Origin of the sequence: Aliiruegeria lutimaris, assembly GCF_900099935.1 — a bacterium.
In the GTDB taxonomy this organism is placed as follows: Bacteria; Pseudomonadota; Alphaproteobacteria; order Rhodobacterales; family Rhodobacteraceae; genus Tropicimonas; species Tropicimonas lutimaris.
Window position 1 is genome coordinate 23,985 of record NZ_FNEK01000001.1, and the last position, 17,116, is coordinate 41,100.

The 17,116-nt window shown below is 65.4% G+C and carries 18 protein-coding genes; 10 read left to right on the forward strand and 8 right to left on the reverse strand.

Annotated features, from left to right (window positions below; genetic code table 11):
* Positions 1 to 47 precede the first annotated feature (47 nt).
* The 7 genes from BLR85_RS00145 to BLR85_RS00175 all read left to right on the forward strand — a co-directional run bounded on the left by BLR85_RS00145 (position 48) and on the right by BLR85_RS00175 (position 5,625).
* Positions 48 to 857: an ABC transporter permease gene (locus BLR85_RS00145; protein WP_093147084.1), complete on the forward strand. Its 810-nt coding sequence runs from the start codon at positions 48 to 50 to the stop codon at positions 855 to 857.
* Entirely contained in the window at positions 857 to 1,651 is a 795-nt protein-coding gene (locus BLR85_RS00150; RefSeq protein ID WP_093147086.1) for an ABC transporter ATP-binding protein, read from the forward strand. The genes BLR85_RS00145 and BLR85_RS00150 overlap by 1 nt, the downstream gene beginning before the upstream one ends.
* A gap of 11 nt (positions 1,652 to 1,662) precedes the next feature.
* Positions 1,663 to 2,430: a creatininase gene (locus BLR85_RS00155; RefSeq protein WP_093147833.1), complete on the forward strand. Its 768-nt coding sequence runs from the start codon at positions 1,663 to 1,665 to the stop codon at positions 2,428 to 2,430.
* Positions 2,430 to 3,197, forward strand: coding sequence for an SDR family NAD(P)-dependent oxidoreductase (locus BLR85_RS00160; protein WP_093147836.1), 768 nt, complete (start codon positions 2,430 to 2,432; stop codon positions 3,195 to 3,197). The genes BLR85_RS00155 and BLR85_RS00160 overlap by 1 nt, the downstream gene beginning before the upstream one ends.
* Positions 3,194 to 3,901 (forward strand): SDR family NAD(P)-dependent oxidoreductase, encoded by a 708-nt coding sequence (locus BLR85_RS00165; RefSeq protein WP_093147089.1) that lies wholly within the window; start codon positions 3,194 to 3,196, stop codon positions 3,899 to 3,901. Before BLR85_RS00160 ends, BLR85_RS00165 begins: the two co-directional genes overlap by 4 nt.
* 9 nt (positions 3,902 to 3,910) lie before the next feature.
* Positions 3,911 to 4,864, forward strand: coding sequence for an agmatinase (speB, locus tag BLR85_RS00170; protein ID WP_170844401.1), 954 nt, complete (start codon positions 3,911 to 3,913; stop codon positions 4,862 to 4,864).
* 80 nt (positions 4,865 to 4,944) lie between these two features.
* Positions 4,945 to 5,625 carry a GntR family transcriptional regulator gene (locus BLR85_RS00175; RefSeq protein WP_093147095.1) on the forward strand — a complete coding sequence of 227 codons (681 nt, stop codon included), beginning with the start codon at positions 4,945 to 4,947 and terminating at the stop codon, positions 5,623 to 5,625.
* A 1-nt stretch (position 5,626) separates the two neighbouring features.
* Here BLR85_RS00175 and BLR85_RS00180 read toward each other — a convergent pair whose 3' ends face one another.
* From BLR85_RS00180 to BLR85_RS00215, 8 genes are all read right to left on the reverse strand, one after another.
* Complete coding sequence (locus BLR85_RS00180) at positions 5,627 to 6,454, reverse strand: sulfite exporter TauE/SafE family protein (protein WP_093147097.1); 828 nt, start codon at positions 6,452 to 6,454, stop codon at positions 5,627 to 5,629.
* Between the two features lie 4 nt (positions 6,455 to 6,458).
* Positions 6,459 to 8,045: a gamma-glutamyltransferase family protein gene (locus BLR85_RS00185; RefSeq protein WP_093147100.1), complete on the reverse strand. Its 1,587-nt coding sequence runs from the start codon at positions 8,043 to 8,045 to the stop codon at positions 6,459 to 6,461.
* Between the two features lie 6 nt (positions 8,046 to 8,051).
* The gene (locus tag BLR85_RS00190) at positions 8,052 to 8,408 is read right to left on the reverse strand and encodes a TRAP transporter large permease subunit (protein ID WP_139188274.1); all 357 of its coding nucleotides are present in this window, start codon (positions 8,406 to 8,408) and stop codon (positions 8,052 to 8,054) included.
* Positions 8,409 to 8,732: 324 nt separating this feature from the next.
* Positions 8,733 to 9,239, reverse strand: a complete 507-nt coding sequence (locus BLR85_RS00195) for a DUF4405 domain-containing protein (RefSeq protein WP_093147103.1) — start codon at positions 9,237 to 9,239, stop codon at positions 8,733 to 8,735.
* A gap of 66 nt (positions 9,240 to 9,305) precedes the next feature.
* The gene (locus BLR85_RS00200; protein ID WP_093147105.1) at positions 9,306 to 10,280 is read right to left on the reverse strand and encodes an FAD:protein FMN transferase; all 975 of its coding nucleotides are present in this window, start codon (positions 10,278 to 10,280) and stop codon (positions 9,306 to 9,308) included.
* A gap of 45 nt (positions 10,281 to 10,325) precedes the next feature.
* Positions 10,326 to 12,470 (reverse strand): PepSY domain-containing protein, encoded by a 2,145-nt coding sequence (locus tag BLR85_RS00205; RefSeq protein ID WP_342028762.1) that lies wholly within the window; start codon positions 12,468 to 12,470, stop codon positions 10,326 to 10,328.
* A gap of 29 nt (positions 12,471 to 12,499) precedes the next feature.
* The gene (locus BLR85_RS00210; protein WP_093147839.1) at positions 12,500 to 12,970 is read right to left on the reverse strand and encodes a DUF2271 domain-containing protein; all 471 of its coding nucleotides are present in this window, start codon (positions 12,968 to 12,970) and stop codon (positions 12,500 to 12,502) included.
* 28 nt (positions 12,971 to 12,998) lie between these two features.
* Positions 12,999 to 13,433 (reverse strand): hypothetical protein, encoded by a 435-nt coding sequence (locus tag BLR85_RS00215; RefSeq protein ID WP_139188275.1) that lies wholly within the window; start codon positions 13,431 to 13,433, stop codon positions 12,999 to 13,001.
* Between the two features lie 139 nt (positions 13,434 to 13,572).
* On the opposite strand from BLR85_RS00215, the gene BLR85_RS00220 reads away from it, so the two are divergent.
* The 3 genes from BLR85_RS00220 (at position 13,573) to BLR85_RS00230 (ending at position 17,026) form a co-directional block, all read left to right on the forward strand.
* Positions 13,573 to 14,232, forward strand: a complete 660-nt coding sequence (locus BLR85_RS00220) for a response regulator transcription factor (protein WP_093147109.1) — start codon at positions 13,573 to 13,575, stop codon at positions 14,230 to 14,232.
* Entirely contained in the window at positions 14,229 to 15,599 is a 1,371-nt protein-coding gene (locus tag BLR85_RS00225) for a sensor histidine kinase (protein ID WP_093147113.1), read from the forward strand. Before BLR85_RS00220 ends, BLR85_RS00225 begins: the two co-directional genes overlap by 4 nt.
* A gap of 242 nt (positions 15,600 to 15,841) precedes the next feature.
* Entirely contained in the window at positions 15,842 to 17,026 is a 1,185-nt protein-coding gene (locus BLR85_RS00230) for a cytochrome c3 family protein (protein ID WP_212634999.1), read from the forward strand.
* Positions 17,027 to 17,116 lie beyond the last annotated feature (90 nt).

Genomic DNA, 17,116 nt, shown 5'->3' on the forward strand with positions numbered 1-17,116 from the left:
CCGGCGCGCCCCGCTGCGGGCGCGCCGCCATTTCACGGACGAGCCCCATGCCAACTCCGCATCAAGCGCGCCACTTCCTCGAAATCCGCAAACCCGTGTCGCGCCCGCAGGCCATCTTGTCGGCGTTTGGCATCTGGGCCGTGTTCTTCGGGATCTGGAGCGTTGCCGCACATTCCGGTTGGGTAAATGCCCTTCTGGTCCCGCCCCCCGACCAGGTCTTTGCGACCACCTGGGACCTCTTCGCCAGCCGTGGCTTTGCCAGCGACGTGCTGATCTCGATCACCCGCGTGCTGGTCTCCTTCGCCATGGCCTGCGCCGTGGCCATTCCGCTCGGCGTGATGATGGGAACCTTCCCCTCGGTCGAGGCGATCTTCAACCCTTTCGTCGGCGCCTGGCGTTACCTGCCGGCACCCTCCTTCATCCCGATCCTGCTGATGTGGTTCGGCACTGGCGAGGCGCCGAAACTGGCGCTGCTGTTCATCGGGGTGGTGTTCTTCCTGATCACGCTGGTCATGGACCACACCAAGAACGTGCGCAAGGAGCTGATCGAAACCGCCCTCACGCTCGGCGCCAGCCGTCAAGTAACGGTGATGCAGGTGGTCTTTCCCGCCGCGCTGCCGGACATCTTCACCGCCATGCGCCAGATGCTGGCGATGGCCTGGACCTACCTGGTGATCGCCGAGATCGTCGCCTCCACCACCGGTATCGGCGCAATGATGATGCGGGCGCGGCGCTTCCTTAAAACCGACGAGATCCTCTCGGGCATCATCGTCATCGGGGCGCTCGGGCTGTTCTTCGACCTGGCTTTCGGGCGGCTGCACCGATGGCTCTTCCCCTATCGCAAGGAAACACGCTGATGAGCGAGGCACTCTTGCATCTGGACGCCGTCTCGAAAGTCTTCCCGATTTCGGGTGGAGAATCCGTCCAGGCGGTGGACCACGTCACCTTCGACGTCGAGGAAAACCGCATCTGTGTGCTGCTTGGGCCCTCGGGCTGCGGAAAATCCACAATTCTGCGCATGATCGCAGGGCTGGAGGCCCCCTCAGATGGCGCGGTCACGCTGCACGGCAAGCCGGTCATCGGCCCTGCCCGCGACCGGGGCATGGTGTTTCAGGCCTACACCTCCTTCGACTGGCTCTCTGTGCGCAGGAATGTCGAGTTCGGCATGAAGGTGAACGGCGTGCCACACGCAGAGCGCCGGGAGCGGGCTGCGCATTTCATCGATCTGGTCGGGCTGACGAAATTCGCCGAGGCCTATCCGTCGCAGCTCTCTGGCGGCATGCGCCAGCGCGTTGCGATTGCCCGAACGCTCGCCAACGGGCCGGAACTGCTGCTGATGGACGAGCCCTTCGGCGCGCTCGACGCCGAGACCCGCTGGCATATGCAGGAGCTGATGATCGACATCGCCCGGCAGGAAAACACCACCATGGTGATCGTGACCCACGACATCGAGGAAGCGATTTTCCTGGCCGACAAGATCATCTTCCTTTCGAGCCACCCCGGACGGCTAAAGGAAGTGATCGTTCCGGAGTTCAAGCACGGCGCCCGGATCGACGACAAGGAACATATCGTGCAGCTGCCGGGCTATGCCGAGCTGGAACAGAAGATCATGCGGTTGATGCGCGAAGAAGGCTCCCGCGAAGAACAATGAAGGAAACCCCGATGAGAACCGTGATGATGCCGGAGATGACCTGGCCGGAATATGCCGAGGCGCTAGAGTCCAACCCGGTGGTCTTCCTGCCCACCGGCACGCTGGAACAGCACGGGCCGCACCTGCCGATGGGGCTGGACTACCTGCTGCCCTATGCCATCTCGCGCGAGATCGCCGAGGAAGTGGGCGGCGTGGTCGCGGCTCCCGTCACCTATGGCTACAAGTCCATGACCCGCTCCGCCGGCGGGCCGTTCTTTCCCGGCAGCACCGGGCTCGACGGCAACACGTTGAGCTGCGTCATCCGCGACGTGATCCGCGAGCTGGTGCGCCACGGCGCGCGTCGGATCTGCGTGCTGGACGGCAATTACGAGAACCTGTGGTTCCTCAACGAAGGCATCGACCTGGCCATGCGCGAGGTTGGCGACAAGGGCGTGCGCATCATGTGCCTCCAGCACTGGGAGTTCCTGACCGAAGAGACGCTCGCACAGGTCTTCCCCGACGGCTATCCTGGCATCGAGCTGGAACATGCCGCGGTGCTGGAGACCTCGCTGATGATGAATTTCCACCCCGAACTCGTGCGGTTCGACCTCGTGCCGGACAACGCGGCCGCCGAGGCGCCCTGCTACGATGTCTGGCCGCCGCGCCGGGAATGGGTGGCGCCCGAGGGCTCGCTGATCTCGGCCAAGGGGGCCACGCCCGAGAAGGGCGCGCTGATCGCCGCGCAATACCGGCGCGACATTACCGCCGCCATCCGGCGCGAATTCTACGAGCTGGGATGATGCGCGCGCTCTTTGACTACTCCGGCCACCGCGTTCTGGTAACGGGGGCGGCCGGGGGGATCGGCCGCGCCGTGGCCGAGGGTTTCGCGGCCGCCGGGGCGAACCTGGTCATCGTGGACCTGGACCCGGCCGTTCAGGCGGTCGCCGAAGAAATCGGGGGCGATGTCACCGCGATTCACTGCGACATCGCCGATGGCGAGGCCGTGCGCGCCGCACTTGGCGGGCTCGGCCCTATCGATGTGCTGGTCAACAATGCCGGGCTGGAGCGCCCTACCCCTCTGGCCGGCCCGGACCCGGAAACCGACGAGATCTTCGACCTCATTATCGACGTGAACATTCGCGGCACCCGCAATGTCACCCGCGCGCTGCTGCCCGCGATGCAGCCCGGCGCGCGCATCCTGCTGACCGCGTCGATCTGGGGCCGCACGGCGGTGCCGGATTTCTCGGCCTATGTCGCCTCCAAGCACGCGATCATCGGACTGGCGCGGACATGGGCGCAGGAACTCGGGCCGCGCGGCATCCGCGTCAACGCGATCTGCCCGGGCTGGGTGCGCACGAAACAGGCCATGGGCTCGCTTGCGCGGATGGCGGAAGCACGGGGGTGCAGCGAACAGGAGCTTCTGGCGGAGGTCTCCGACGCGCAGGCGCTCGAAGGCGTGATGGAGCCGGCCGATGTGGCCGGGCTCTACCTGTTCCTAGGCAGCGACGCCGCCGCGAATATTACCGGGCAGGCGATCAACGTGGACCGTGGCGAGGTGATGTCGTGACGCTGCAAGGCAAGGTCGCGTTGGTCACCGGCGGCTCGCGCGGCATAGGCCGGGCCATCGCCGAGGTGCTCACCGCCGCGGGCGCCAAGGTGGCGATCTGCCATGCCGACGACGATGCCGAGACCGTTCCGGTCGCGCTTTCGGTGCGCGCGGACGTGTCCAGCGAAGCCGATGTCATCAGCCTCTTCGATCGTATCGAAGCGGAACTCGGCACGCCCGAGATCGTGGTCAACAATGCCGGTATTCTGCACGAGGCTCCGCTCGCCGAGACCACCTTGGCCGATTTTGACCGGGTGATTGCGGTCAACCTGCGCGGTGGCTTTCTCGTCGCGCGCGAAGCGGCGCGGCGGATGGAGAGCGGGCGCATCCTCAACATCGCCTCCGATCTCGGGCTGCTGGGCCGCGAGAACATGGCGGCCTACAGCGCCTCCAAGGGCGGGATCATCGCGTTGACCCGCTCCATGGCACGAGAGCTGGCACCGAAGATCCTCGTGAATGCCATCGCCCCCGGCCCGATCGATACCGACATGACCAGCCCCGGCGCGATGAGCCCCGAGGCGCTGGCCAAGGACCTTGATACCCCGCTGGCCCGCTTCGGCCGCCCCGAGGAAGTGGCCGCGCTCGCCACCTTCCTTGCCGGTCCGCAGGCGGGCTTCATCACCGGGCAATGCTACGGGGTGAATGGCGGCAGCGTGATGACCTGACAGGAGACGATGATGAGCGATCCCTTCTTCCAGCCGGTGTCCGGCTTCGACCTGCCGCGCTACGCGGGCGTACCGACCTTCATGCGGCTACCGCATGTCCCGCTGGAGGACGAACGCCTCGGCCAGGTCGATGTCGGTCTGATCGGCGTGCCCTGGGACAGCGGCACCACCAACCGCCCCGGCCCGCGCCACGGCCCCCGCCAGTTGCGCGACATGTCGACGATGATGCGGGCCGAGAACGGCGCCACCGGCATCCGTCCCTTCGAGGCGATGAACTGCGCCGATCTCGGCGACGTGCCGCCGAACCCGGCGGATATCCAGGAGTCGATGGCCCGGATCACCGCCTTCTACAATCGTGTCCTCGCCGCCGGAATCCGCCCGCTCACCGCTGGCGGAGACCATCTGACCTCGCTTCCGGTGCTGCGCGCGCTGGCGGCAAAAGAGCCGCTCGGCATGGTGCATTTCGACAGCCACACGGACCTCTTCCACAGCTATTTCGGCGGCACGATGTATACCCACGGCACGCCCTTCCGCCGCGCCGTCGAAGAGCGCCTGCTGGACCCGAAACGCGTGGTGCAGATCGGTATTCGCGGCACCACCTATGACCGCGAGGACCGGGACTTCGCCGATTCCGTCGGCATCCGCGTGATCCCGATCGAGGAATTCCACGCGCGCGGAGTCGAGGACGTGATGGCCGAGGCGCGCGAGATCGTCGGCACCGCGCCGACCTATGTCTCCTACGATATCGACTTCGTTGATCCGGCTTTTGCCCCCGGCACCGGCACGCCGGAGATCGGTGGCCCGAACTCCTTCCAGGCGCTGCAGGTGGTCCGCTCGCTGAAGGGGTGCAATATCGTCGGCGCCGATCTGGTCGAAGTGTCTCCCCCCTTCGACGCCTCTGGCGGCACGGCCTATCTCGGCGCGACACTCCTGTTTGAATTACTTTGCGTGATGGCGGGTTGAATGGTCGGATCGGGCTGACAAATCCGGATCTGGGTTGCTATTGTATACCACATCCAAGAATTTGGCCCCGATTGACGACAATGAGTCCCGATGCCAATCCCGACGACCCCGCCGGAAAGGCCCAGCCACGCGAGTTGCATTCAACCGTGATCGCCTCCCAACTCGAGGCCGAGATCGTGGCCGGGGAGTTGAAGGCGGGAACGAAGCTCGACGAGAAGACTCTGACCGAGCGTTTCGGCGTTTCCCGGACACCAATCCGGGAAGCGCTGCATGTGCTGGTCGCCCGGTCGCTCGCCGAGCGCGTCCCCTATCGCGGGGTTGTCGTTGTCGATATCACCCGGGACCGGATCGAACAGATGTTCGAGGCGATGGGCGAGATCGAGGCGCTCTGTGGACGCATCGCTGCCGAGCGCATGCAAACCAGCGAGAGGATTGCACTCGAAACGCTTCACCGACGCATGTCGGAACAGGCAAAGGCGGGCGATGCCGAGAATTACGAAAGCGCGAATATCGAGTTCCACGAGCGGATCTTTCGCGGAACCCATAATGACGACCTGATCCAGCTGGCAAACACGCTGCGGCTCAAACTGGCGCCGTTCCGCAAATCCCAGCTGCGCAGCGCCCGGCGCGTGGAGCGATCGAACGAGGAGCATGACGAGATCGTCAACGCGATCCTCGACCGCGACCCGAAGCGGACCGAGAAAGCGTTGCGGCGGCACCTCGTCAGTGCCGCGCGCGAAGTGCTTTCCCGGATCGATTAGGTCACGTCAGCCCAGCCGACAGCATCCGGATCGCGGTGATGCCCAGAAACAGCGCGAAGGCGCGCTTGATCCATTTCCCGTCAAGCTTGTGCGCGAGCGAAGCCCCCACGGGGGCGAAACTGACCGTGAAGGGCAGGATCAGAAGGGCGGCGGGCAGGCTGATGAAGCCGAGCGAGAATGGCGGCCGGCCGGGCACGCCCCAGCCGGAAATCACGAAACCGATCACCGCCGGAACCGCGATCAGGAACCCGAAGGCGGCGGCCGTGCCGACGGCCCGCTTGATCTCAACCGAACAGGCGCTGAGGATCGGGACCGACAGGGTTCCGCCGCCGATGCCCATCAGCGAACTGAAGGTTCCAACCACGTAGGAAATAACCGCGTTGCCCGCCCGCCCCGACGGCAGGGACTTGCTCAGAACGATCGTCTTTGGATTGGCCATGTTGATGGCGACCAGCAGGGCGATCCCGCCAAAGATGAGCTTCAGCCCGTCGGCATTGATATATTTCGCCAGTAGCCCGCCGCTCAGCGCCCCCAGAATGATGCCAGGCCCCCAGAGCTTGAGAAGGGCCGTGTCGACCGATCCGCGCCGGTGATGCGCCCGCGCCGAGGAGACCGAGGTGAAGACGATTGTCATCAGCGAGGTCGCGACCGACATGTGCATGGCCAGCTCGGGCGGGAAATCCGTCAGCGACAAGATCCAGAACAGCATCGGGACGAGGACGATCCCGCCTCCGACCCCGAGCAGGCCGGCGAGAATCCCCGCGATAATGGAGGTCACGACGACGCCGAGCAGGATCGGCAGGATTTGCATCAGTGTAAAGTCTGTCATCTTTTCAGTAGCTCACGGCTGCACCGTCCGAACGCGGGTCTGACGCCGCTTCAAGAAGGCCGTTGGGGTGTAGAAGGACCGCGCCTGCATGGCCGGCGAGATCGGAGAAGGCTGGTATCATTTCAACATCATGTCCCGCGGCCCGCAGCGCACCGACCAGTTTCGGATCGAACCGGTCCTCCAGTTTCAGGGACGTGGTGGCATCGCCCCAGGTTTTGCCAAGCAGCCAGCGCGGCGCTGTCACCGCCGCCTGAAGGTCCATGCCGAACTGGACATGGCGCGAGAACACCGCCGATTGCGTTTGCGGCTGTCCCTCGCCGCCCATCGTGCCATAGGCCAGTACGCGCCCATCATCAAGCTGCGCAAGCGCGGGATTGAGGGTGTGGAACGGGCGCTTGCCGGGCGCCAGCTGGTTCGGGCCGGGCGAGAGCGAGAAACCCGCGCCCCGGTTCTGGAAGAAGACGCCGGTTTGCGGGCAGACGAGCCCCGATCCGAACTCCCAGAACACGCTCTGGATGAAGCTCACGACCGTGCCATCGGCATCCGCGGCCCCCATCCAGATCGTGTCGCCCTCCTTCGGCTCGTGCGGCCAGGGCAAGGCCCGCTTGCGGTCGATCCGAGCGGCCATTGCGTCGAGACGCGCATTCTGCAACCAGTCCTGAGCCGGCTCCGCCATGCTGTCCGGATCGCCCAGGTCGGCGTTGCGCAGCACGAAGGCCTGCTTGGTCGCCTCGATCAACCCGTGCAGGTGATCGAAGCTTTCCCCCTCAGCGACATTCAACCGGTCGAACAGCGCGAGAATTATCAGCGAGGCGACCCCCTGCGTCGGCGCGACCATGTTGAAGAGCTTTCCGTGAGTGGTGGTCACGCTGAGAGGAAAAACGGTACGGGGCTGATATGCCCGGAAATCTTCGAGCCGTAGCGGGCTGCCCTGAGCTTCCAGATAGCGCGCGTGGGTCGCCGCGATAGGGCCGTCATGGAAGCCGCGCAGACCATCCCGTGCGAGGGTCGCGAGCGTTTCGGCCAGCGCGGCCTGCCTCAGCCGGTGGCCCGGCGCGGGTGGGTGGCCGTCGACAAGGAACGTCTCGGCAAAGCCGGGAATGTCTTTCAGAGCCTCCAGCTTTTCTGCCGTCATGCGCGACTGGTTGCCGGTGACCGCAATCCCGTCCCGCGCATAGGCGATGGCGTTGCCCAGCAGGCGCTCAAGCGGCAGACGGCGCGCTTCCGGGACCAACGAAAGCGCCGCCTCCCACCCCCCGATCGTGCCGGGAACCGTCAAGGCGGCCAGCCCGCCACGTGCCGGGATGGCGTCGCGATGACCATGTGCGGCGTACCAGTCCGGCGTGGCCAGCCCCGCCGCCTGCCCGCAGGCGGAAATGCCGACCGGCTCCATGCCGGGCCGATGGATGAGCCAGAACCCGTCGCCGCCGATCCCGTTCATATGCGGGTAGGTCACGGCAATAGTGGCCGCCGCGGCGACCATCGCCTCGATCGCCGTGCCCCCGGCCTCCAGAATATCCCGCCCCGCCAGGGCGGCAGCGCGATGTGGCGCGGAAAACGCGCCCCTAAAGCCAAGTGCGGAATGCAGCATGTTTTACTACCCGATCGCTTCGGGCAGCCAGTTGGCAAGGCCCGGAAAGAAGAAGACCATCGCGAGCCCGAAGAGCTGAAGGCCGATGAAAGGGACCACGCCGCGATAGATATCGGCGGTCGTGACCGAGGACAGCGCTACGCCCTTGAGAAAGAGCAGCGCCCAGCCGAAGGGCGGCGTCAGGAACGAGGTTTCCAGTTTCTCCGCCACGAGAATCGCGATCCTTTCGAGGAAGAAGCCGAGCACGAAGAGCAGCGGCAGGACGACGATTTGACCATTCAGTCCGCCGGGCACCATCGAGAGGGCGTCGTGCACCGGCCAACGTGACACCGGCAGCAGTGAATTTGCGTCTGTCCATGACATTTCCTTTCGCGGGCATTCGAATATGGGTCCACGAAAGTCTCTCGGCCTTGCAGCTCAAGATAATTGGGTTCCACACGGATCGCGGTCGCGTGCTTTGTATACAATCGTAGATTATATTTTCAATATCGAATACAAAAACAGGCGGCGTGTGAAGGCACGGCAGGCGCGCACGGGCTGCTTCCCCTGCTGATCTCGTTGCGAGCGGGACAGCGAAAGGCGACCACTTCCCCTTGCCCGACGGAGATAGCCAGTGAGAGCCCTCCCCCAACCGGGAGGGAGAGCTATTCTTATGGGCTTGTTCCGGGGAAATCGGCCAGTCGTGGCCTAATGAGCGGGCAGGCTCACCAGCACGCCGGCGATGTCCATTTCCGCCTTGCCGGAGGCCTGCGCGACCTCGAGTAATGTTTCGTCGGGCGAGGCGACGGAAAAGCCCGCCGCTTCCAGCGACGATTGCAGGCCGGAGGCGTCGAGCCCGAGCAGCGGGGCGACATCGCAGACGCTGCCTTCCAGCACCATGTGCGAGAGCGCGAATTGCGGCGGGCGGCCGCCGGACTCGACGGAACCGACAGGCATCAGGAAGAAACCTGCGGCGACCACGGATTCCCCAAGGGCCAACACCATCGGCAAGCGTTTGAAATAGTTTAGAAACGGACGCCAGTTGCGCCAGATATGCAGCACGAAGGGAACGATGAGCGCGATGCTGAGCCATTCATGCATGCCGTGGAAACCACCCGGTCCGACATGGAAAAACAGCGCGACGCCTGAGACGAGCGAGACGATGAAAAGCCCGGTGGTAAGCGGTGTGGCGTAGCGGTTGAGCAGAGAGAGCAAGGGGGGAGTTCCTTTTGATATATTTCAATTGCGGCTTAACGCGGGGAGGTGAAGAAGTCGTTTCGTTCAGCCCGGAACCGGCTCGGGCGCATGGGCGGCGAAGGCGGGGCCGGACGGCGTGACATGCAAGCCATCGCCCGCGCGCTCCAGGAACAGGACGGACAGGCCGATCCGCCGCGCGAGGCGGTCGCCTGCCTCTCGCCCGAGCACCATCATCGCGGTGGCCCAGGCATCGGCCATCATGCAGGTGGGCGCCACGACGGTGACCGAGGCCGGACCGCGCTGCAGCGGTGCGCCGTGCACCGGGTCCATCGTGTGCGAGAACCGGGTTCCCATCAGCTCGACCCAGTGGCGATAGTCGCCCGAGGTTGCCACGGCGGCGTTTTCGAGGGTGAGCAGCGAATGGGCGTCCCTACGATCGGGATCAGGGCGTTCGACCGCGATCGCCCACGGGGCGCCGTTCAGCTGTCCGCCAAGCGCGCGCAGCTCGCCGTCGATGGAGAGCAGCCCATGTTCGATGCCGAAATCGCGCACGATCTCGGCCAGCCGGTCGACACCATAGCCCTTGGCTATACCGCAAAGATCGAGCGTGAGCGGGCCATGCTTGCGAACACGGGCGTTTTCCAGTTCGATTTCGAGCAACTCATACGCGGGTCGGCGTTCAGCGCGCAGTGCGGCGCAGATGCTGGCTGGGCTGGCCTGACCCGCCGAAAAGCCCCAGGCGGAAACCGCATCGCCCATGCCGATGTCGAACGCGCCACCCGACGCGATGCCGATGGCGAGCCCGGCTTCGAGCACGGTTACAAGCCGTTCCGGAACGGGCACCCAGTGTCCGACCGGCGCGCGGTTGAGGCGCATCAGGTCGCTCTCGGGCTTCCAGGTCGACATCTGCCGGTCGACTTCTTCCACCGCCTGTTGCAGGGCCTTGCGCAGCGGTGCGGGGTCGATCCCCGGCGCGGCGAGCAGGGTCGCCGACCAGCGGGTGCCCATGGTCGGGCCGTTCAACGCGAGGCGGGTAAACTCAGTAGACATCTTCAACATAACGTCCCTCGGCTTTCAGGGTGACGGGGCTCAGCGCCGCCGGGGTCAGGTTTCGGCAAGCGCCTCGGCCACGCCCGCGCCCATGTCTCGTCCGCCGCAGACCATGATCCGCGCACCTTGCAGGACCAGCCGGCGCAGGCGTTCGGCATCATTGCGCAAGGCGTCCTGCACGTAGAGACGGCTGGCATCCCGGGAGAAAGCGGTGGTGAGCGAGGCGAGCTTGCCCTCCTGCTGCCAATGGGCAAACTCATCGCCATAGAGCAGGTCGCTGCTGGCCGAGCGGGCGCCGAAATAGAGATGCATCGGGCGTCGATCCGCGTTGGCGCGGACGAACCCGGCGAGCGGGCCGATACCGGCGCCGGCACCGATCAGGATCAGCGGGGAGTTGTCCGCCGCCGGGTGGAAGCCGGGGTTGCGGCGCAGGAAGGCGCGGATCGTCTGGCCCGGCGCAAGATCCATCAATTGGCTCGAGCAGAGCCCGCCCGGCTGCTTGCGGACGCAGATTGCGACGAACCCGTCCTGTCCGCTCGATGCGAGCGAGTAGAAGCGCGGCTGCGTGTCGCCTTCCGGGATCACGCCGATCAGGTCACCGGCCTCGAAACAGGCTAAGCCACGTGCGGTCAGCCGGCGCCAGAGCGTGCAGCGCGGAATGGTGAAGCGCAGGATCGCGATCGGGGTCTGAACCGCCTGCCCGTAGTCGCGGCGCGAGACGAGCGGCAGGTCGAGCAGCTTCGGCGCGGCCTGCGCGGTGTCGAGCGTAATTTCGATGCCGGTAATCTCGGCAAGCGCGGCAACCCAGGCGGCAAATGTTTCCTCGGACTGGCGGTCAACCTGTTCGGGCGGCATCAACTCCGGCCAGCCGGCGGTTCGGGCGGCGTCGCAAACGGTCGAGGCATAGGCGCAAAAACGCGGGTAGTTGCGGTCTCCGAAGCCAAGGATCGCGAAGGGTGCGGCGGGCGGCTGCGCCATCTCCGCGAGCCGGTCCATAAAGCCCCAGGCAGAGCTCGGCGAATCGCCATCGCCGGAGGTCGCAGCCAGGATCAGGATGCGCTCGGCCTTTCGGTAACGGTCGGGGACGAAGTCTGATAGGGAGGCGACATGGACGAGCTGTCCCGCGCGGTCGAAAGAGCGAGCGAGACGTTCGGCGAAGGAAAAGGTGGTGCCGCCTTCGGAACCGACGAGGATCACCGTATGGGCGGCGGAAGCGGCAACCTTGCGGCGATTCCGGCGGAACCGTGCAGGCAGAATCGAGCGGCCTGATTGTTGAAGGTAGCCGGTCACCGACAGAACGGGAACACTCAGCGAGGCCAGCCCGAGGATCAGCCCGAGCAGCGCCGCGCCCTCGCCCGTGTGCAGCATGTGGATCACGTCGGAGAGGCGGTCGAGCGTGCTGCGGGCAGACCAGGCAATCATCTCGCCAGTCCCCTGGTCGACATAGCCGGTGCCGGAGCTGGTCTGGAGCGTGAAGACGTCGCGCAGGTTGCCTGCGCGTGGGAAGGTCAGTTCGCGCAGATCGGAGACCGCGATCTCCTTCAGCCCCGACATCTCGGCAGGCGACAGCCCGCCCGTTCCGCTGACCATAGGGAAGGCCGGCAGGGCGCTGGATTCGGAGATCAGCCCAACGGTGAGTGCGAAAAGCCAGAGGCCCGTCAGCGCCGAGAACATCAGGGCGATCCCGCCGAGACGGCCCAGTTCGAGATGCAGCCGGTTTGCCAGCGGTCCGCTAAGACGCCCGAACAGCCTTCGCCAGCCGCCAAGCCGTCGGGCGGCGAGCAGGAAACCAGAGGCCGAAAGCACGATCATCGCAAGGCTCGCAACAGCGGCGGCGTAGCGGCCCGTCTCGCCGGCGAGAAAGGCGCGGTGCAGGTCCAGCACCCAGCTCTCGAAAGCAGACTGGGTCGCGGGGGAAAGCACCGCCCCCGTTCCGGGATCGTCGATCCATTGCGAGGCCACCCCGCCCTCAAAGGCGAAGGCCGTGATCTGCCCGGTCGCGGCGCGCCGGATCTGCTCCAGCCCCGGCACCGCCTCCTGCACGCGGGCGGTGAAGGCGGCGAGGTCAAGCTCCGGGCCGGCCCGGATGGCGAAACTCTCCATGGCCGGGTAAAGCGCCAGGATCGCCCCGCTCAACGCGGTCACGGAAACCACGAGGGCGAGGGCGAGACCAACCCAGCGGTGCAACGGACGGATCATCTTGTTCTTCCTTACTCTTTACGGTCGGCTCACATGTCGTAACTGAAGCTGGCGATGTAGCTGGAGCCCAGCACCGCCTGCCCCGCGCCGTTGCTGGTCAGCGGCACGACGATCTCGGAGGGGCTGTAGCGCATGTCCTCGACGGAGCTGTCGATATGCAGCTCGTAGCCGGCATCGAAGAGGGCATCGGCGAGGTCGAAGCTGATCGTCAGCGATTTGCCGGACCCGACGGAGGCGCCGGTGATCCCGTTCACCTCGCCGACATTTCCGCCGGTAAAGCGGTACCAGTCCGAGAGGCTGTCGTAGTACTTGGCCTTGGTGCCGGCCATCCAGAGCGAGCCGACATAGGCGCCGCTGGCATCGGTGACGTAATAGGCGAGGTAAGCTTCCTTGCCCCCGTAATTCGTGAGCTGGGTATTGAAGGTCACCTCCCTCGCCATGGCGAGGCCGGGGACGACGAGGGCCGTGGTGAGGGCAAGGGCGGCAAGTAGTCTTTTCATCTCATTTGTTCCGTTCATGCGGTCAGGGTCATTTCACCTGCGCCTTGGGCGCGGCGCCGTTATTGAACAGCCCATTCGCGGGCGGCGTGGTGCTGCCCGAGGTGGCCGGGTTCTGAACCGAACCGCGATAATTCCGGCCGCGATCGTCGTCATCGTCGTCGTCATCCCAGTCCCAGTGCCAGTTCCAGCCGAGCAGACGGAAACCGTCATGGTCGTGATCACGACCTTTCCGGTGACCTTCGCGGTGGCCATACCGGTTGCCGCCGCCATAGCTGTCCGCGCCGGCCGCCCGCGACGTGCCGGCAATCGGCTGGCGTGGGGCGATTACGGGCTGTGCCGTCTCGCTCGCGGCGGCCTGAGGAGCGAGGGTCTCGCTGGCATCTCCGGCGGTTTGCGCCTGCGAAAGGCCGGTGAGTGCCAACGCTGCGACCGTCGCGGCGAAAAACGTTGTCTTCCTGTTCATCTGTCTCTCCATCTCGGGGTCGATGCCGTAGATCTGGGGCCCGCGCCTGATCGCTTCCTGACGGAGAGACAGAAGTCGCTTCAGCTTCCCGTAAGGAAAAAGCCGCATTAGGGTCGGCGAGACTTCCCGGTAGGACGAAATGCGTATCCTGCTGATCGAGGACGACACGGTACTGGGCGCTGCGGTGCACGACCAGTTGAAGGCGGACAGCCATTCTGCCGACTGGGCGAAACGGCTGGACGAGGCGGGCGACGCGCTGGCCGCGGGCGCTTTCGAGCTGGTGCTGCTCGACTTGATGTTGCCAGACGGGCATGGCGTGCCCTTCCTGAAGACGCTCCGCGCCAGGGGCGACGTGACTCCGGTCATCATCCTGACCGCGCTCGACCAGGTGTCGGACCGCATCGTCGGCCTAAATGCCGGGGCGGACGATTACATGGTCAAGCCGTTCGACCTGCACGAGCTTTCGGCCCGGATCGGCTCGGTGGCCCGGCGCTACACCGGCAATCCGAACCCGCTCATCGAACAGGGTGAGCTGCTGATCGACCTCGCCGGCCGCACCGTCCGCCGCGCTGGCAAGCCGGTGGAGCTGACGGCGCGGGAATGGGCGCTGTTCGAGGCCTTCATCCTGGCACCGGGCCGCGTGCTGTCCCGAGCGCAACTCGAAGAACATCTCTACAATTTCGATGCCGCCATCGAGAGCAACACAATCGAGGTGCATGTCAGCCGGCTGCGCAAGAAACTCGGGCGCGACAGCATCGAAACCGAGCGCGGCCTCGGCTACCGGCTGGGCCGGCCATGAGGGGGCCGCGATCGCTTCAGCTGCGCCTCGCCCTGGCGCTCGGGCTTGCGGTCACGGTGATGTGGCTGCTCGCGGCCGGGCTGACCGCACAGCGGCTCCGCCATGAGCTCGACATGGAGTTCGACTCGGCGCTGCGCGATACGGCGCACCGGCTGCTGCCGCTGGTCGGCCGCGAGGAACCGGACCGGCGCGAGCGCAACCGCAAACATGGCGAGGAGTGGTGGGGCCGTCACGAGCGGGACGACGAGGAAGAGTTCGACGACGATCCGGATCGGTTCAGCTACGTCATCCGTGACGCCGAAGGCAGTACCCTCCTGCTGTCTGAGGGGGCCGACGCGGCGGATTTCCCGCCCTTCGAACGGGAAGGTTTCCTGCGTACGGAGAGCCAGACCTTCTTTTACGACCGTGCACGCCGTGCGGACAGTTTCATCACCATCGCGGTGGCCGAACCGCTCACCCACCGGGTGACCACCGTGCGCGAAATGACGATGAGCCTGAGCTTGCCGCTGCTGCTGGTGATCCAGCTGAGCCTGGTGGCGATTTTCCTCGTTGTTCGCTACAGCCTCGCACCGATGCGACGGCTGCGCGACGATTTGGGCCGGCGCAGCGCGCATAACCTTGCCCCCGTCGGCGATACCGGCCTGCCGAGCGAATTGAGACCGGTGGTGGGCTCCATCAACGCCCTGCTCGCCCGGCTCGGCGCCGCCTTCGAGGCCGAACGCAGCTTCGCCGCCAATGCCGTGCACGAGCTGCGCACGCCGGTGGCCGGCGCCATCGCGCAGGCGCAGCGGCTGAAAGCGGAGACGGCGGATACCGCCGCCGCCGCCCGCGCCGGTGAAATCGAGTCGACGCTGAAGCGGCTGAACAGCCTGTCGGAAAAGCTGATGCAGCTGGCCCGGGCGGAAGGCGCGCGGCTGACGATGGACGAGGCCACGGACCTGCGGCCGATCCTGCGCATGATCGTGGGAGATTTCGAGCGCCTCGGCGCGGCGGAACGGATCGAGCTTGTCCTGCCCGAGCAGCCGGTCCTGTCGAAACTCGACCCGGACGGCTTCGGCATCCTCGCCCGCAACCTGATCGAAAACGCCTTGAAACACGGCGCAGCGGGCGAGCCGGTCAAGGTCGCGCTCACGCCGCCGGCGGTGCTGAGGGTCTGCAATTGCGGAGTGGTGATCCCGCCCGACGAACTGGACAAGCTGACCGGGCGCTTCGTGCGCTCGAACGGCACGGTGAAGGGCAGCGGCCTTGGCCTCGCCATCGTGCGCACCATCGCAGAACGCGCCGGGGCAACGCTCGAGCTACGCTCGCCCGTCCCCGGCACGACCGAGGGTGTCGAGGTACGGGTCGCGCTTCCGGGAACAGGTTAAGACCGCCCTTCCGACAAAAAGACTCGCACATCTGCCCGGCATGGAAGGCCCGGCCTCCCGCTTCGCGTACCGCTATGTCCGGGATCACGCTGCTTGCCTACCGGCAGATCAACCAGAGGGTGATCGGTCCATTTGCCTCATCCTACAGTTGTCAGATTTTGTTGTCAGACCGCCGAACACAGGTTTACCATAAGGAAGAAGCCACGAGTTTCTCGTGGCTTGCGCGAACGGGAGGAACACCGATGAGACTTGTGATGCGTGCCACCATCCTGGTGGCTCTGACAACGTATTTGACCGTATGTGGCGGCCCAGAGCGGCTGTCAATGGCACTTGCTCAGGAAAGCTCCGACACGGCGGCGATCACGCCGGCCACCCTCATGCCGGAAATCCCGAGCCTTGAGGCGTGGCGTAACTCGCCGCATGCCGACATCACCAAGGAGGCCTTTCGCCACTGGGATGAGGAAGATGACAAGATGATCCCGGAAGCCTGCTCGCAGTGCCATTCCACGGCAGGCTTCCTTGACTATCTCGGCGCTGACGGCAGCGAGGCTGGCGTCGTCGATACGAAACATTCCCCCGACCCGGCGATGGCCCCGGGCATCGCCTGCATGGCGTGCCACAGCATGGAGGCACAGGAACGGACCGTCGTGACCTTCCCCTCGGGCATCGAGCAGGAGGTCTTCACCGACGATATCCGCTGCATGACCTGCCATGGCGGCCGCAACTCGAAGGTCCAGGTCCTGGCCAAGATCGAGGACGCCGGCGCGCCCGCTGACGACACGACCTCGGCGGATCTCAGCTTCGTCAACATCCACTATCGCGCCGCCGCCGCCAGCCGGTTCGGTGGCGATGTCCAGGGTGGCTTCGAATATGACGGCAAGGACTACGTTGGTTACTACTTCCACGACCAGGTCTCGCAGACATGCAATGACTGCCACAATCCGCATACGCTGGAGGTAAAGGTCGAGACCTGCACCGACTGCCATGACCAGGTGATGACCGACAACAAGGACACGATGCACCTCGTCCGGACGTCCAAGCCCGATTACGATGGCGATGGCGACACCTCCGAAGGCATCGAGGCCGAAATCCAGGAGCTTCACGGCAAGCTGTTGGAAGCGATCATCGGCTACGGCGAGAACACCGCCGGCACCGCCATCGGTTACGAGTCGCATTCCTACCCGTATTTCTTCGCCGATGGCGACGGCAGTGGTGCGATCGAGGAAGGCGAGGCCAAGTACCCGAACCGGTACCAAGCCTGGACACCGCGCCTGTTGAAAGCCGCGTATAACTACCAGGTCGTGGCCAAGGACCCGGGGATCTACACCCACAATCCCCATTACGCGTTGCAGCTGCTGCACGACAGCATCGCCGATCTGGCGGAAGCTGGGAGCGGCGTCGACGTGACCGGGGAACGCCCGCAGTGATCGGCGCGTTTCGCTGATATCCCGACGAACGGACCGGCCGTTTTCCGCGGCCGGTCCAGCCAATTCTTCGAGATCCGAAAAAGGGACGGC

Bases quoted from the DNA above. Each gene is read 5' to 3' on its own strand.
- BLR85_RS00190 (WP_139188274.1), bottom strand. From the start codon at position 8,408: ATGTCATGGACAGACGCAAATTCACTGCTGCCGGTGTCACGTTGGCCG.
- BLR85_RS00220 (WP_093147109.1), top strand. From the start codon at position 13,573: ATGCGTATCCTGCTGATCGAGGACGACACGGTACTGGGCGCTGCGGTG.
- BLR85_RS00185 (WP_093147100.1), bottom strand. From the start codon at position 8,045: ATGCTGCATTCCGCACTTGGCTTTAGGGGCGCGTTTTCCGCGCCACAT.
- speB (WP_170844401.1), top strand. From the start codon at position 3,911: ATGATGAGCGATCCCTTCTTCCAGCCGGTGTCCGGCTTCGACCTGCCG.
- BLR85_RS00200 (WP_093147105.1), bottom strand. From the start codon at position 10,280: ATGTTGAAGATGTCTACTGAGTTTACCCGCCTCGCGTTGAACGGCCCG.
- BLR85_RS00150 (WP_093147086.1), top strand. From the start codon at position 857: ATGAGCGAGGCACTCTTGCATCTGGACGCCGTCTCGAAAGTCTTCCCG.
- BLR85_RS00230 (WP_212634999.1), top strand. From the start codon at position 15,842: ATGAGACTTGTGATGCGTGCCACCATCCTGGTGGCTCTGACAACGTAT.
- BLR85_RS00175 (WP_093147095.1), top strand. From the start codon at position 4,945: ATGAGTCCCGATGCCAATCCCGACGACCCCGCCGGAAAGGCCCAGCCA.
- BLR85_RS00180 (WP_093147097.1), bottom strand. From the start codon at position 6,454: ATGACAGACTTTACACTGATGCAAATCCTGCCGATCCTGCTCGGCGTC.
- BLR85_RS00215 (WP_139188275.1), bottom strand. From the start codon at position 13,433: ATGAACAGGAAGACAACGTTTTTCGCCGCGACGGTCGCAGCGTTGGCA.
- BLR85_RS00205 (WP_342028762.1), bottom strand. From the start codon at position 12,470: ATGATCCGTCCGTTGCACCGCTGGGTTGGTCTCGCCCTCGCCCTCGTG.
- BLR85_RS00155 (WP_093147833.1), top strand. From the start codon at position 1,663: ATGAGAACCGTGATGATGCCGGAGATGACCTGGCCGGAATATGCCGAG.
- BLR85_RS00145 (WP_093147084.1), top strand. From the start codon at position 48: ATGCCAACTCCGCATCAAGCGCGCCACTTCCTCGAAATCCGCAAACCC.
- BLR85_RS00160 (WP_093147836.1), top strand. From the start codon at position 2,430: ATGCGCGCGCTCTTTGACTACTCCGGCCACCGCGTTCTGGTAACGGGG.
- BLR85_RS00210 (WP_093147839.1), bottom strand. From the start codon at position 12,970: ATGAAAAGACTACTTGCCGCCCTTGCCCTCACCACGGCCCTCGTCGTC.
- BLR85_RS00225 (WP_093147113.1), top strand. From the start codon at position 14,229: ATGAGGGGGCCGCGATCGCTTCAGCTGCGCCTCGCCCTGGCGCTCGGG.